This is a genomic window from Micromonospora sp. KC721, assembly GCF_004348355.1.
GTDB lineage: Bacteria > Actinomycetota > Actinomycetes > Mycobacteriales > Micromonosporaceae > Micromonospora.
Map to the genome: position 1 here is coordinate 1 of NZ_SMJY01000170.1, position 13,793 is coordinate 13,793.

The following is a 13,793-nucleotide window of genomic DNA, read 5'->3' on the forward strand; positions in this document are numbered from 1 at the left end:
GCTGGGCGTAGTTCGCCGGCGTCGGTGGCACGTTACGCAGAGCCACCGCGTTCAGGGCGTTGATGTCGACGCCCAACTCCATCGTCGGCGAGCAGAACAGCAGCGGCAGATCACCCTCGCGGAACTCCGCCTCCCGCTGCTCCCGCTCGGCCGGCGTGACCTGGGCGGTGTGCTCCTTCGCCTGCAATCCGGCCAGCAGGTGGGAGGTGTCCCGGTAGAGGTCGCGAAAAAAGGTGTTGACCCGGGCGCCGGCCTCACCGGACAGCTGCTTGCGGACCCGGTCCTCGGCACCGACCTCACCATCGCCTGGTTGCCAGAGCAGTGCGTCCGAGCGGAGCCGGTAGCCGCCGATCAGGTCATCCCCATCGCCCGGAACCGCCTCGATGACCAGGCCGGCCTCGGTCAGCACGGCGAGTAGATCGCGGATGATGTCCTGTGCGTCGGTGACACTGCACGACTGGCCGGGCTTGTCGTACTGCCGCTTCAGGTACTTGCCGAGAGCGCCCCGCCCGGACAGGTGCAGGTAGGCGCGGGGGCGGCCCTTGCCGCTCGGCTTGGGGAACGCGATCCCGGCGACGGTCGCCCGCTCCCGCACACCAAGCGCCCAGGGCTCGGCCAGATGCTGCACGGACAGCCGTCGAATCTCGTCAAAGCCCTCCTCGGTCAGGCACCGCACGTCGATGGCCAGGTTGCGGCGCAGTTCGTCGAGCAGGGTGGCAGCGATTTCGTACCGATGCTCCGGGTTGTCGTCGCGCAGCAGGTGGTGGCTGCGGTCCCAGATCTCCTGGTCGGCGGCGACCTCGTGCAGATAGCGGTAGCCGACGCGCAGCAGGCCGGTCTGCTCCAGGTTGGGCATGGTGACCCGCCAGCCCCGCTCAAGGTCCAGGTAGAGGCGGTAATTGACCACCTCGCGCAGCGCCCGCCAAATCTCTTCCTTGCCGTAGCGCACCTCGGGCCGACGGGCGAACTCCCTCAGCTCCAAGCCGAGCGCCTCGGTGACCCGCTGTGCGACCCGCTCGTGAGTCAGGCCGTCCGGTTCCTTTTCCGCTGCGCGGTAGAGCGCGCCGCGTAGCTGCACGACCTGGACGAAGTCGTTGAAGTGGCCGGCCTGGAGCGAGGCGTCCTGCCGGTTGTCGACGAAGGCGAGCAGTTTGCGTGCCGGCTTGTCGAGACTTCGGGCGGCCCGCAGGGCGCGGACCACGCTGGCGCCGATGACGGACAGCGCGGAGCTGCGTCCCTCCGCGGAAAGCTTCGCCAACTGCGCGAAGTCCTTACCCCGGCTGCGCTCGTAGGACACCCGGCAACGCAGGCAGAACCGGAAAGGGGTGGTAACCCAGGCAGCGGTGACTCCCTTACCCGGCGGAACCTCGGCGCCGCTGACGTCAACGTGCACCACTTCAGGCAGGTGCTTGAGTTTGTCCTGCGCCGGTACGGTGGCGCCGTCGCCGGTGAGCACGGTCCAGGAGTACGGCAGCCGCCCGTCCTGTACGGCGATCTCCAGGCTCTCCGGCCACGGCTGGTCGTCGCTGAGGTAGAGGTAGCCGCCGTCCTCGCCGGTGTCCGAGTCCTGCCGCGCCTCGAAGCCGTTCACCGACCGCCGCACACTCAGGTACTCCTGGCCACACTCACGGCAGAACGCCAACGGCACGAGGATTTTCCGCTCGGTCTCGCTGCTGTCCGGGGAGACGGTCTGGTAGCGGCTGGTGATGTGCCGACTGGCGGGCGACTCGATGGTGACGTAGACGTTGTCGCCCTTGGAGAGGAACTGATGCAGCCGGAAGGCGAAGACCGGTCGCCCCGTCTCGGGGTCGATGACCTGGGCGCCCGCTTGGAGCACGCCCTGAATGGCCGCCTGGCACACCTCGGTCGGCTCCCCCGTCAGCTGCGCCAGGTCGTCGGCCGCGTTGGGCACGGTAGGCGGGATCCGCTTGCGCACCAGCCGGCCGCTGCCCTTCTCAGGCTCTACGCCGAACGCACTCTCCACCCAGTGCGCCAGCGGATTCCGACGAAATTCGTCGAGGCTCGGAATCTGCCCAGTCCGGTGCCAGCGGCGGACCTGCTCGGCAAGCATGTCTTCCCCGGCACCGCCGGTCGTCGCCCGGCGAAGCGACTCGCCGATCACGTGCTCCGGCACGACCGGCTGGCCGAACAGGCGGGTTGCCACCTCCGCGACCACCGCGCGCTGCCGTACGGGGTCACCCTCGGTGGTCATCGTCGCCGAGGTACCGACGCACTGGAGGCGCGGTGCAGCGCAGGCGTCCTTGGTGCGGCGAACGAGGAAGGCCACGTCGGCGCCCTGCCGTCCACGGTAGGTGTGCAGCTCGTCGAGGACCAGGAACCACAGCTCCCGGGCCGCCCGGATCAGCCGGTCGCGCTCCCGGCGCCGGGTGAGCACGAGTTCAAGCATCACGTAGTTGGTGAGCAGGATGTCCGGCGGGTCGGCGAGAATCCGGCGCCGGGCGTCGGCGTTCTCCTGCCCGGTGTAGCGGTCAAAGGTGACCGGCGGCTTGTTGTCCGGAAACCCCCAGCAGAGGAACTTTTCCAGCTCGCGCAGCTGGCTGTTGGCCAGCGCGTTCATCGGGTAGACGATGATCGCCTTGACGCCGGGTCGATAGGTGCCGTCCGCCTTCGCCCGCAACACCCGGTCGACGATCGGCACGATGTAGGCGAGGCTCTTGCCCGAACCGGTGCCTGTGGTCAGGACGTAACTGTGGCCGCCACGAGCGGTCGTGATGGCGTCGCGCTGGTGCTGGTGCAGCCGCAGCGGCTTGCTGCCCGGGTCTCCCGGATGCTCCTTGAGGCGAAAGATCCGCTCGATGTCCGGGTGCAGCAGACCATCCGTGACCAGCCGGTCGACGGTGCCCCCGGAGGCGAAATTCGGGTTGAGCGACACATAGGGCGCGGGCCACTGGTAACCGGAGGCGGTGCGGCCCCAGACCTGTTTCCTGATCCGCTCGTCCCGGGGGTCGACGAAGCTCGATGTGAACTCGCGATAGTCCCCGATGAGTCGCTCGCGAACATCGAAGATATCCATGTGTTCTCCCCGGAGCCCCACGCCACCAGGCACCGATTCAACCACCTTGTCACCGTCGGGTAACGCCCCGGATGCTGGATCAGCTCATTCACCGGCCAGTCAGTTGATCCATTTCCGGCCGACCGTGCGCCGGCCGCCGCCTGTCGACCAACAAATCGGTCGGATCGTCGACATTCGACGGCATCGACAGAGGCACGGCAAGGTCAGACCGGGCGACGGCCGGCGAAGCCGCACTCGACGCGGTGGTACCAGCGCACGTCGGGATCCCCCTCCAGCCAGCACCACAGCACCGGACGGCCCGCCCGCTCGCCGGGGAAGTCCAGCAGCACCGGGGCGATGCCCTTGACCTGGATGTGGTGGGAGTTCAACTCCTCCAACACGGCGTGCAGCCGGGCCTCCAACGCCTTCACCTCGGCCACCCCGCCGAGCACCGAGACACCGTGTGCGGCCAGGTCGGCGCGGAGTTCGGCCAGGTCGGCGCGGAGCCGGATCAGCTCGTCGACGCGCGGACGCAGGGTGGCCACCAGATGCCGTGCCTGGGCGAGAGTGAACACCCGGTCAGTATGGGCCACCGCCGATGGTCGGTGTCGCCCTCACCCGGCCTGGGGGCCAGCGCGCGCTTGATCAACTCCGTTTGGCGCGAATCGCGGTGTCCGAGCGCCGGGAAACCGCCACTTGCCGCAAACGGAGAGGCGCGGGGCGGCCGGCGGGACCGCTCCCCCGAGGGTCAGTCCGCGTGGGCGGCCAGTTCCCGGGCCCGGTCGCGGGCTGCCTCCAGCGCCGCCAACAGAGCCGCCCGTACGCCGTGCTTCTCCAGCTCGCGTACGGCCGAGATGGTGGTGCCGGCCGGTGAGGTGACCGCCTCGCGGAGCTTGACCGGGTGCTCGCCGGAGTCCCGGAGCATCACCGCCGAGCCGATCGCGGTCTGCACGATCAGCTCGTGCGCGACCTGCCGGGGCAGGCCGAGCAGGATCCCCGCGTCGATCATGGCCTCGACCAGCAGGTAGAAGTACGCCGGACCGGAACCGGAGAGCGCGGTCACCGCGTCCTGCTGGGACTCGGGCACCCGGATCGTGACACCGAGCGGGCTGAACATCTCCTCGGCCAGGGCGAGGTGCTCGCCGGTGGCGTGCGCTCCGGCGGAGATGGCGCTCATCGCCTGGTCGACCAGGGCCGGGGTGTTGGTCATCACCCGCACGACCGGGGTGCCCTCGGGCAGCCGCCGGGCGAAGAAGGTGGTGGGCAGACCGGCGCAGAGCGAGATCACCAGCTTGTCGGCCGGCACCTTGGGACCGATCTCGTCGAGCAGCACGCCGGCGTCCTGGGGCTTCACCGAGATCGCCAGCACCGCCGCCTCCTCGACCGCGGTGAGGTTGTCCACCACCCGGACGCCGTACCGGGCGGTCAGCTCCTCGGCGCGGGCCGGCCGCCGGGCGGTGGCCAGCAGTCGGTCGACGGGCCAGCCGGAGCGCAGCAGACCGGAGAGCATCAGTTCGCCGATCTTGCCGGCGCCGATCACCGCGACCGTGTGCCGGGCGGGTGCCATCGGTCGTACCCCTTCCGTCGCGGGAGCCGGCGGCGCGGCGGGTGACACCCCCCGCGCCGCCGGCCCACGGGCGATCAGCTGCCGAAGAAGACCTCGGCCTCGACGTACCGCTCCAGCGGCACGGTCTTCAGCTCGCGGGTGGCGTCGGCCAGCGGAACCCGGACGATGTCCGTGCTCTGCATCGCGACCATCTTGCCCCAGTCGCCCTCGTGCGCCGCGTCGATGGCCTGCAGGCCGAGGCGGGTGGCGAGGACCCGGTCGAAGGCGGTCGGGGTGCCGCCGCGCTGGATGTGGCCGAGCACGACGGTGCGGGCCTCCTTGCCGGTCTTGGCCTCCAGCTGCTCGGCGAGCCACTGGCCGATGCCGCCGAGGCGGACATGGCCGAACGCGTCCAGCTCCTGGTTGTGCAGCACCATCTGGCCGTCCAGCGGCTGGGCGCCCTCGGCGACCACCACGATCGGGGCGTACTGGTGCTGGAAACGCTTCTCGACGTACCCGGCGACCTGCTCGACGTCGAACTGCCGCTCGGGCAGCAGGATCACGTTGGCGCCGCCGGCGAGGCCGGCGTGCAGGGCGATCCAGCCGGCGTGCCGGCCCATCACCTCGACCACCAGGGTGCGGTGGTGGCTCTCGGCGGTGGTGTGCAGCCGGTCGATCGCCTCCATGGCGATGTTGACGGCGGTGTCGAAGCCGAAGGTGTAGTCGGTGGCGCCGAGGTCGTTGTCGATGGTCTTCGGCACGCCGATGACCTTGACGTCCAGCTCGTGCAGCTTGGTGGCGACACCGAGGGTGTCCTCGCCGCCGATCGCGATGAGCGCGTCCACGCCCTGCGCGGCGAGGTTCTCCTTGATCCGCTCCACCCCGTTCTCGATCTTGAACGGGTTGGTCCGGGACGAACCGAGGATGGTGCCGCCGCGCGGCAGGATGCCGCGGACCTCCGCGATGCCCAGCGGCTTGGACAGCCCCTCCAGCGGGCCCTTCCAGCCGTCCTGGAAGCCCACGAACTCGTGACCGTAGCTGGCGACGCCCTTGCGGACCACCGCCCGAATGACCGCGTTGAGACCTGGGCAGTCGCCGCCGCCGGTGAGCACGCCGATACGCATGATCTGCACATCCTCCTGGAGCATCAGGTGAAGCCCGGTTAAGCCCCAGGATATGTGTCAGCTCAGACCATCGGCGCCGTTGCCGGCCCGGGGCGGGCCGTCAGTGCCGACTGTAGTAGGCGCCGGTGTACGGCGACACAACGGCCCGGGTCCGTTTGTGGTTACCAATCAGTAGCCGGCCTCGCGGTCCTGCTCCGCGCACGGTTGTCGACCGGTCACCGCCGCCCGCGCGGCATCGAGCAGGTCGAGCACCGTGCCGCCCGCCGGCTCCCAGTACCGGACCGCCCCGGCGTGCACCTTGATCAGGGTCAGGCCAGGAGTGTCCAGGCCGTCCGGAAACCAGGAGGTGAGGCCCGGTTGCCACAACCGCTCGGCCCGGGCCCGGTCGTAGCCCTCCCGCGCGCTGCCCGACACCGAGACCCAGCCGTGCCGCCGCTGGTCCGGAAAGGAGACGTTGACCTCGGGATTCACCCGGATCTGGCGCACCTTGGCCGACCGGGCGGAGGTGAAGAACCACAGCTCGCCGTCGAACTCGACCTCGGGCAGGGTCATCGGACGGCTGACCAGTCGGCCGTCCACCCCGGTCGTGGTCAGCATGCCGACCCGGGCGTGCCGGACCAGCTCGGTCACCCGGCGGCGGGCGTCCGCGTGGTCGGTCGGCTGCCTGCTCATCACGTACCCCCTTCACCGTCCCTCCCTCGCCGAACCGTGCCCGGGACGGAGGGGGTCAAACCTGCCCCGTCGCGCCCGTCATGGCCCGCCACCGGGCCAGGTTGTGCCGGGCGTCGACCAGCGCGTCGTGTCGGTCGGCGTCGGCCTCGGGCAGCCGCGGCCGACCCCGGTCGTCCCAGAGCTGACGCAACTCCTTGGTGAACCGGGGGATCTCCCGGGGCAGCGCCGGCATGGCGCCCCAGAGCTGGGCCAGCACCACGTGGTCGTACGCGGCGTACCAGGCCCACAGCTCCAGCTGCTCGCCCGGCCGGTCGCGGACCGGCGCCATCAGGAAGTCGTACAGCTCGTCGCGGATCCGCTGGCGGGAGCGCCAGGCCCGGTCGGCCGGCGAGGGGAGCTTGTCGAGCACGTTGCGACGCACCCAGGGCACCGCCCGGGAGTCGTCGAACTCGGTGGAGACCGCGTAGAACTCACGGCCGTACTCGTCGACGACGCCGATCGAGACGAGGTCGACGATCCGGCCGTCCTCGATGAACTCGCAGTCGTAGAAGTAGCGGTAGACCATCGTCCCTATCCTCGCCCATCCGCCGACGGCGTCGCCGCTGGGGGCAGATGGACCGGCCGGCGCGGACGGCTCGACCGGATCACCGTGAGCGCGCGGCCGGTCCGGCGCAGCTCGGGACGGTAACGGAGACGGCTTCAGGGGTGTACAGCACGCAACTGGGCCGTCATGATCTGATGTGTACCGCTACCGGACGCCGACCGGGGTCAGCCACCCCGGCAAGGGCCGTCAGGGTCACCCGGTGAGCGAGTCGTAGGTCCGTGACCGGGGGAGGGGTTCGGCCGTGGAGATGCGCCTGCCGGAGCCGGGTGACGCCCTCACGGGCGTGGAGATGTTCGCCGGCCTGGAGCCGGAGGCACGCCAGCGGGTCATCGCCGCTGCGGTGCCCCGCACATACCGCAAGGGCCAGTTGCTCTTCGTCGAGAACGATCCCGGCGAGTCGCTGATCGTGCTCCGTCGGGGGGCGGTGGCGGTGTTCCGCACCGCGCCGACCGGCGAGCGGGCCGTGCTGTCGGTGATCCGACCGCCGGACGTGCTCGGCGAGGTGTCGCTGCTGGATGCCTCCACCCGCTCGGCGTCGGCCGAGGCGATCGAGGACTGCGCCGCCCTGGCCCTGTCCCGGCCCGCCTTCATGGAGCTGGTGCACTCAAACCCGCGGATCCTGGACGCGGTGATGCGCTCGCTGGGCGGGCTGATCCGCCGGCTGACCGAGCAGAACGCCGACCACGTCTTCCTGGACCTGCCGGGTCGGGTCGCCAAGACCCTGGTGCGGCTCGCCGGCGAGAGCCAGGCGCCGATGATCACGATCGAGCTCAACCAGAGCCAGCTGGCCGAGATGGCCGGCGGTTCCCGGCAGAGCGTCAACCAGGCGATCGGCTCGTTCGCCAGCCGGGGCTGGCTGCGTACCGAGGGCCGGCGGATCGTGGTCACCGATGTCGCGGCGCTGCGCCGCCGGGCGGGGATGAACGAACGCTGACAGCGCGACGCGGCCGGGCGCGGGGCGCGCCGGCCGCGTCGTCGGGCTCACCCCGCAGGCGTCACGGGTTGGTGCCGGTCGGGCCCGCCCAGTTGGTGCCGGTCGGCCCCGCCCAGTCGGTGCCGTCCTTACCGCCGCCGGAGCCCTCGCTGACGACCCCCTGGGCCTGGAGCATGGCCAGCGTGGCGGCGTCCACGTCCACCGAGTCCCCGGCCGAGTGCGTCACACCGTCGCCGTCGGTCCAGTCGCTCTCCAGCTTGACGTACACCATGACCTGTCCCCTTTTGTCGATCATCAAATGTCGTGGCCGCCTGACTGTAGCGCCGCTGGCCGGGCGGAGGAGTGTCCACAAACCAACAGCCCGGTTCCTGACAGTGCTGGTGGCGGTGATACTCGCGGTGGACGCAGGACGGCGCCCGGCCGCCGGGCGGCCCGGCAGACCCAGTGGAGGGTGTCATCTCCGCGCAGTGTGACCGATGTGGACGCCCGGCCGCCGAGCGCGACCGCTTCTGTGGCGGCTGCGGGGCGGAGCTGGCTGACACCTGCCCGCGCTGCCGGCATCCGCTCGCCGCCGACGTGGCGTTCTGCACCTCGTGCGGAACGCCCCGGCCCCGGTCGGACCGACCGGCCGTCCCGCCGCAGGAGGACCGGCGGCGGGTCAGCGTGCTCTTCGTCGACCTGATCGACTTCACCCCGTACGTCGAGCGGACCGACCCGGAACAGGTCCGCGGCATGCAGACCGGCTTCTTCGCCGCGGCGCGGCGGGTGGTCGGCCAGTACGGCGGGGTGGTGGAGAAGTACATCGGAGACGCCGTGATGGCGTTGTTCGGCGCGCCGGTGGCCACCGAGACCGATGCGTTGCGCTGCGTCCGGGCCGGCCTGGAGTTGCAGCGGGTGCTGACCCGGTTCGCCCCCATCGGTGCCGACGAACTGCGCTTCCGGGTGGGCGTGGCGACCGGTGAGGCGCTGGTCGACGTGGCCGCCGCCCGCGACGGCGGGCAGGCGATCGTGGCCGGCGACGTGGTCAACACCGCGTCCCGGATGCAGTCGGTGGCACCGCCGGGCGGGGTGCTGGTCTGCCGGGTCACCCACGCGCTGACCAGGGAGGCGATCCGCTACGCCGCACAGTCGCCGGTCACCCTGCGCGGGCGGTCGTCGCCCACCGAGGTCTGGTTGGCCCTGTCCCCGGTACGCCGGCAGCCCACCGACCAAAAGCCGGACACCACGCCGCTGATCGACCGCGAACACGAGTTGGGTCTGCTGGTCAACGCGCTGCACCGGTCGGTGCGGGACCGGATGCCGCAGGTGGTGACGCTGTTCGGGCGGGCCGGCATCGGAAAGAGCCGGCTGGTGCGGGAGTTGCACCGACACGTCGGGCGGCTGGTCGACCAGCCACTGACCTGGCGGACCGGGCGCTGTCCCCCGTTCGGGGAGAACGTCACCTTCGCGGCGCTCGCCGACATCGTCAAGGCCGAGGCCGGCATCCTGGACACCGATCCGGCCCTCACCGCCCAGCGGCGGCTGGCCGCGGCGGTGGCCGAGCTGGTGGGCCCGGGCGAACGGGACCGCGTCACCGACGCGCTGCACCCGCTCGTCGGGCTGGCCGGCACCGGGCTGCCCGCCGAGGAGGCCGAGTCGGCGTGGCGCCGTTTCCTGCTGGCGCTGGCCGCCCGCCGCCCCACCGTGCTGGTCTTCGAGGACCTGCACTGGGCCGACACCGCCATGCTGCGCTTCGTCGAGTTGCTCGGTGCCGCCGCCCGTGACGTGCCGCTGCTGCTGCTCTGCACGGCCCGCTCCGAGCTGGTGGACCGCCACCCGGGTTGGGCGGGCACCATCACCGGCTCGGTGACGGTCACCCTGCCTCCGCTGCGCGACGCCGGCATCGCCTCGCTCTACCAGCACATGTTCGGCCAGGCGGCGTTCCCCGCCGAGATGCTCACCCCGCTGGTCGAGGTGGCTGGCGGCAACCCGCTCTACGCGCACGAGTACGTGCGGATGCTGATCGAGCAGGGCGCGCTGCGCCGCGGCGGGCGCGGTTGGTCGCTGAAGGAATGCCCGGACCTGCCGATGCCGGAGAGCGTGCACGCGGTCATCGCCAACCGGGTGGACCTGCTCGACGGCAAGGACCGCGCGGTGCTGCTGGCCGCCTCGGTGGTGGGCGTGCAGTTCTGGCCCGGCGCGGTCGCCGCCGCCCTGGGCCAGCCGGTCGAGACGGTGGAACGCGCGCTGCGCCGGCTGGAGCAGCGGGACTTCGTGCACGAACAGGCGACGTCCACCATGGCCGGCCAGCCCGAGTTCCGGTTCCGGCACGTGCTGGTCCGCGACGTCTGCTACCAGCGACTGCCCCGCACCGAACGGGTGGCCCGGCACGAACGCACGGCGGACTGGATCGACGCGCTCTCGAACAGCCGCGACACCGACCTGGCGGAGGTGCTGGCGCACCACCGCTGGGCGGCGCACGAGATCGCCCGGACGCTGGGCACACCCATCCGGCGGTACGCCGGCCCGGCGCGTGCCGCCCTGCACCGGGCGGCTCGCCGCGCGTACGCCCTGCACGGGTTGGCGGCGGCGGCCGGCCATGTGGCCCGCGCCCTGGGCCTGGCCGACGACGGCGACCCGGTCGACCGGCTGCGGCTGGAGCTGCTGAGCACCGAGATCTCCTTCTACCGGGACGGCAACGCCTTCCTGTCCGGGGGCGGCCCGGAGCAGTTGCAGGCGCTGGCCGACCGGCTGCTCGCCCACGGCGACGAGGCGTGCGCCGCACGGGGGTGGACCCTGCTCGGTCAGGCGGCCTGGCTACGCGCCGACCGCAGCGCCGCGGTGGCCTGCCTGGATCGGGCGGTCACCCTGTTCGCCCCGCTGCCGGACAGCACGCAGAAGGCCGACGCGCACGCCGAGCTGGGACGGCTGCACATGCTCAACTACGAATGGGACGCGGCGGTCGCCGCCGCCGAGACGGCCGCCGCGATCGGTGAGCGGCTGGGGCTGGCGGAGATCCGCACCAACGCGCGGATCACCGCGGCAACGGCCCGTTACCAGGCCGGCGACCGGGCCGGTCTGGACGAGCTGCACGCACTGGTCGAGATCAGCCGCACCCAGCAGCTGCTCGCCCTGCCCCGGGCGGTGCAGAACCTGGCGTACGCGCTGCGGGAGGAGGGCGACTGGCTGCGTTCCGACGCGCTGCTGTCGAGCGCGCCGGCGGCCAGGGGCAGCGGGCAGACCCTGGCCACCAGCTACTCGGGCGAGGCGATGCGGGCGTACTTCGACGGGGACTTCTCCCGCCTGCTGGCCGCCGCGGACGCCTTCGTCGACACGCCGACCGGCGGCTGGGACATGCAGGTGCGGGGCCTGCGCTCCTGCCTGCTGGTGCTGCGCGGCCAGCCGGTTCCGCCGGCACCCGCCCCGAGCGGGACCGCCTCCGCACCCGCCCCGACCGGGACCGGGCGCGAGCCCTTCGCGGACGAGCCCGGCCTGAGCGAGGTTCTGCGCGACCCCGGTGCCAGCGGAATCGTGCGTGAGCTCGACCTGAGCGGCGCACTGCGGGAACCGGGCGCGAGCGGGGCCGTGCGGGAACCGGGCCTGAACGGGGCCGCGCGGGAGCGGCGCGCGGGCGGGGAGCTTCCGCCGGTGGGCCGGCCCCGTGACGACCTGGCGGCGGCGTTGGAGACGGCGCGGTGCGGCGGCTTCCGCCGCCCGTACTGGACGATGCTCGCAATGGCGGCGCTCTGCCGCGCCCTGCAGGGTCGGCTCGACGAGGCCACGGCGCTGGTGGACGAGCTGGCCGACGCGTGGACGGCGGTTCCGGCGCTGGCCAGCGGCGAGTGGATCGCGGCGGCGGCGTACGCGGCCACGCTCGCCGGGCGGAACGCCGCGCTGCGGGTACGCACGATGCTGGACCGGCCCGGACACCGTACGCCCTGGTCGCAGGCGGCGCGCCACACGGTGACCGGCGCCCTCGCGGCGGCCGACGGCGACCACCGGCGTGCCGGCCAGCTGCACCTCGCCGGGGCGGAGATCTACGGACGGATCCCGGACGTCACCGACCGGATCCTGGCCCTGGCGCTGGCGGCGGCCGAGCTGACCCGGGCCCAGGACCCGGCGGCCCAGGCGCCGCTGGCCGAGGTCCACGCGTTCGCGCTGCGCAACGAGGCGCCCGGCCTGCTCGACCTGGCCGGATGCCGGATTCCCGAGGTCGGCCCCGCTCTGGCCTCCTGAGCCTGCCCGCCCGCGAGGCGCTTCGTGATCCACCCCGGCCACGGCACACGGGGGTGTCCCGTTGGCTTGAGAGAAACGATCTGCCGCAAGCCGAGTCGATCCAGCGGACGGTCACCACGACGCGCCGCACACCGGGCTCGATCGTGACGGCCCGGAGGAAGTGGCGGGTGGGGCGGTTGTCAGGCGGCGACCGGTGCGCGGTCCGCTGGTGGCTGGTTCTTCAGCTTGGCGGCGTACGTGTCGACGTACTCGCGGCCGGAGAGCTCCATCAGCTCATACATGATCTCGTCGGTGACGGCGCGTTCGACGAACCGGTCGCCGGCCATCCCGGCGTACCGGGAGAAGTCCAGGGGAGCGCCGAACCGGATGCGGACCCGGCCCAGGTTGGGCACGATCTGGCCGGTGGGTTGGATCTCGTCGGAGTTGAGCATCGCCATCGGTACCACCGGGGCGCCGCTGACCAGGGCCAGCCGGGCGACCCCGGTCTTGCCGCGGAAGAGGCGGCCGTCCGGGGAGCGGGTCCCCTCCGGGTAGATGCCGGCGATCCCACCGGCGCGCAGCACCGCGAGCTGGGTGTCCAGCGCCGCCTGGGCGGCCTGGCCGCCGCTGCGGTCGACGGGGATGCAGCCGGTGCCGGCGAAGAACGCCTTCGTCAGCCAACCCTTGATCCCCTTACCGGTGAAGTACTCCGCTTTGGCGATGAATGTGACTTTTCGCGGGACGACCAGCGGAGTGAAGATCGAGTCCGAGAAGGAGAGGTGGTTGCTGGCCAGGATCACCGGACCGGTGGCGGGCAGGTGGTGCAGCCCCTCGACCTGCGGGCGGAAGATCAGCCTGAGCAGTGGGCCGAGGACGACGTACTTCATCAGCCAGTACAGCAAGGGTGTCCTTCCGGCGGTGAGCGGGCCGACGACGTCGGAGCCGGCGGCCGGGCGGGCCGTCGGCGGTGGGTTCGTCGGCCCTGAGCCTACGAACCGGGAGCGGCGCGCCACAACGCACTCCCGGAACCCACCCCCGACGTGTCACGATTCAAGGCACGGCGTACGGGGCGCCGACACGACCGCCGAGGAGGATGTCCGGTGTCAGCGGGTGGTGCCCGCCGGGGACGGCGGGACAACGGGCTCGACGCGAGCGAGTACGCCGTCGCGGGCGACGTCGATCCCCGGGTCGGTGAGCACCTGCTTGACGTCCTCGCCGCCGGGGGCATCGCCGCCTACCTGCAGCCCTCGGCCGACCTGAACCCGGTCACCCGCACCACCACGGTTCCGGCCCGCCCGGTCGACCGGCTCTACGTCGACCGCTCGCACCTGACCACCGCCCGCGACTACCTCACCCAACTCAGCGACGAGACGACCCCGGAGCCGCCGCGCGTCGAGCCGGACGTCGACGCCGAGTGGGACCGGATCGTCGCCTCGTTCCACACCACGCCCGCCGCCGGCAGCCACCCCTGGCCGGACGTCGAGGACATCGACGACGAGCCCGCGGATCGGGCCGGTGGCGCGTCGACCGCCGGTCCGCTCCGGTCCGAGGAGACCACCGGCCCGACCGCCACGGACGTACGACGGCTGCCGTACGCGGCGGACATCTCCGGAATCTCGGTGGGCCGGGGCCGGCCCGAGGAGCCCTCGCTGCTGGACGGGCTGGACACCTTCGGCGCGGACCTGCCCGACGACCCGGACGAGGGC

The 13,793-nt window shown here is 72.1% G+C and carries 11 protein-coding genes; 3 read left to right on the forward strand and 8 right to left on the reverse strand.

Going from position 1 to position 13,793, the window contains the following annotated elements:
* The 6 genes from E1182_RS23660 to E1182_RS23685 form a co-directional block, all read right to left on the reverse strand.
* On the reverse strand, positions 1-3,034 hold a 3,034-nt coding region (locus tag E1182_RS23660), incomplete at its 3' end, for a DEAD/DEAH box helicase (protein ID WP_132269081.1).
* A gap of 203 nt (positions 3,035-3,237) precedes the next feature.
* Positions 3,238-3,588 carry a DUF2203 domain-containing protein gene (locus E1182_RS23665; RefSeq protein WP_132269083.1) on the reverse strand — a complete coding sequence of 117 codons (351 nt, stop codon included), beginning with the start codon at positions 3,586-3,588 and terminating at the stop codon, positions 3,238-3,240.
* Between the two features lie 173 nt (positions 3,589-3,761).
* Positions 3,762-4,580, reverse strand: coding sequence for a pyrroline-5-carboxylate reductase (proC, locus tag E1182_RS23670; protein WP_132269085.1), 819 nt, complete (start codon positions 4,578-4,580; stop codon positions 3,762-3,764).
* Between the two features lie 74 nt (positions 4,581-4,654).
* The gene (locus E1182_RS23675) at positions 4,655-5,683 is read right to left on the reverse strand and encodes a 6-phosphofructokinase (protein WP_132269101.1); all 1,029 of its coding nucleotides are present in this window, start codon (positions 5,681-5,683) and stop codon (positions 4,655-4,657) included.
* A 168-nt stretch (positions 5,684-5,851) separates the two neighbouring features.
* The gene (locus E1182_RS23680; protein ID WP_132269088.1) at positions 5,852-6,355 is read right to left on the reverse strand and encodes a pyridoxamine 5'-phosphate oxidase family protein; all 504 of its coding nucleotides are present in this window, start codon (positions 6,353-6,355) and stop codon (positions 5,852-5,854) included.
* 55 nt (positions 6,356-6,410) lie between these two features.
* Complete coding sequence (locus E1182_RS23685; RefSeq protein ID WP_132269090.1) at positions 6,411-6,920, reverse strand: polyadenylate-specific 3'-exoribonuclease AS; 510 nt, start codon at positions 6,918-6,920, stop codon at positions 6,411-6,413.
* A 280-nt stretch (positions 6,921-7,200) separates the two neighbouring features.
* Here E1182_RS23685 and E1182_RS23690 point away from each other — a divergent pair, with 280 nt between their 5' ends.
* Positions 7,201-7,893, forward strand: a complete 693-nt coding sequence (locus tag E1182_RS23690; RefSeq protein WP_132269092.1) for a Crp/Fnr family transcriptional regulator — start codon at positions 7,201-7,203, stop codon at positions 7,891-7,893.
* A 61-nt stretch (positions 7,894-7,954) separates the two neighbouring features.
* Here E1182_RS23690 and E1182_RS23695 read toward each other — a convergent pair whose 3' ends face one another.
* The gene (locus E1182_RS23695) at positions 7,955-8,164 is read right to left on the reverse strand and encodes a hypothetical protein (protein WP_132269094.1); all 210 of its coding nucleotides are present in this window, start codon (positions 8,162-8,164) and stop codon (positions 7,955-7,957) included.
* 173 nt (positions 8,165-8,337) lie between these two features.
* Between E1182_RS23695 and E1182_RS23700 the strand changes: the two genes are divergently transcribed.
* The gene (locus E1182_RS23700) at positions 8,338-12,108 is read left to right on the forward strand and encodes an adenylate/guanylate cyclase domain-containing protein (RefSeq protein WP_243706387.1); all 3,771 of its coding nucleotides are present in this window, start codon (positions 8,338-8,340) and stop codon (positions 12,106-12,108) included.
* A gap of 179 nt (positions 12,109-12,287) precedes the next feature.
* On the opposite strand, the gene E1182_RS23705 is transcribed toward E1182_RS23700, so the two are convergent.
* The gene (locus tag E1182_RS23705) at positions 12,288-12,989 is read right to left on the reverse strand and encodes a 1-acyl-sn-glycerol-3-phosphate acyltransferase (protein WP_132269096.1); all 702 of its coding nucleotides are present in this window, start codon (positions 12,987-12,989) and stop codon (positions 12,288-12,290) included.
* Between the two features lie 198 nt (positions 12,990-13,187).
* On the opposite strand from E1182_RS23705, the gene E1182_RS23710 reads away from it, so the two are divergent.
* Positions 13,188-13,793 (forward strand): DUF308 domain-containing protein (locus E1182_RS23710; RefSeq protein WP_132269099.1); only part of this gene is annotated, 606 nt, incomplete at its 3' end.

What these genes read in the sequence shown, in the direction of transcription:
- E1182_RS23695 (WP_132269094.1), bottom strand. Translation starts at nt 8,164, where the DNA reads ATGGTGTACGTCAAGCTGGAGAGCGACTGGACCGACGGCGACGGTGTG.
- proC (WP_132269085.1), bottom strand. Translation starts at nt 4,580, where the DNA reads ATGGCACCCGCCCGGCACACGGTCGCGGTGATCGGCGCCGGCAAGATC.
- E1182_RS23685 (WP_132269090.1), bottom strand. Translation starts at nt 6,920, where the DNA reads ATGGTCTACCGCTACTTCTACGACTGCGAGTTCATCGAGGACGGCCGG.
- E1182_RS23675 (WP_132269101.1), bottom strand. Translation starts at nt 5,683, where the DNA reads ATGCGTATCGGCGTGCTCACCGGCGGCGGCGACTGCCCAGGTCTCAAC.
- E1182_RS23680 (WP_132269088.1), bottom strand. Translation starts at nt 6,355, where the DNA reads ATGAGCAGGCAGCCGACCGACCACGCGGACGCCCGCCGCCGGGTGACC.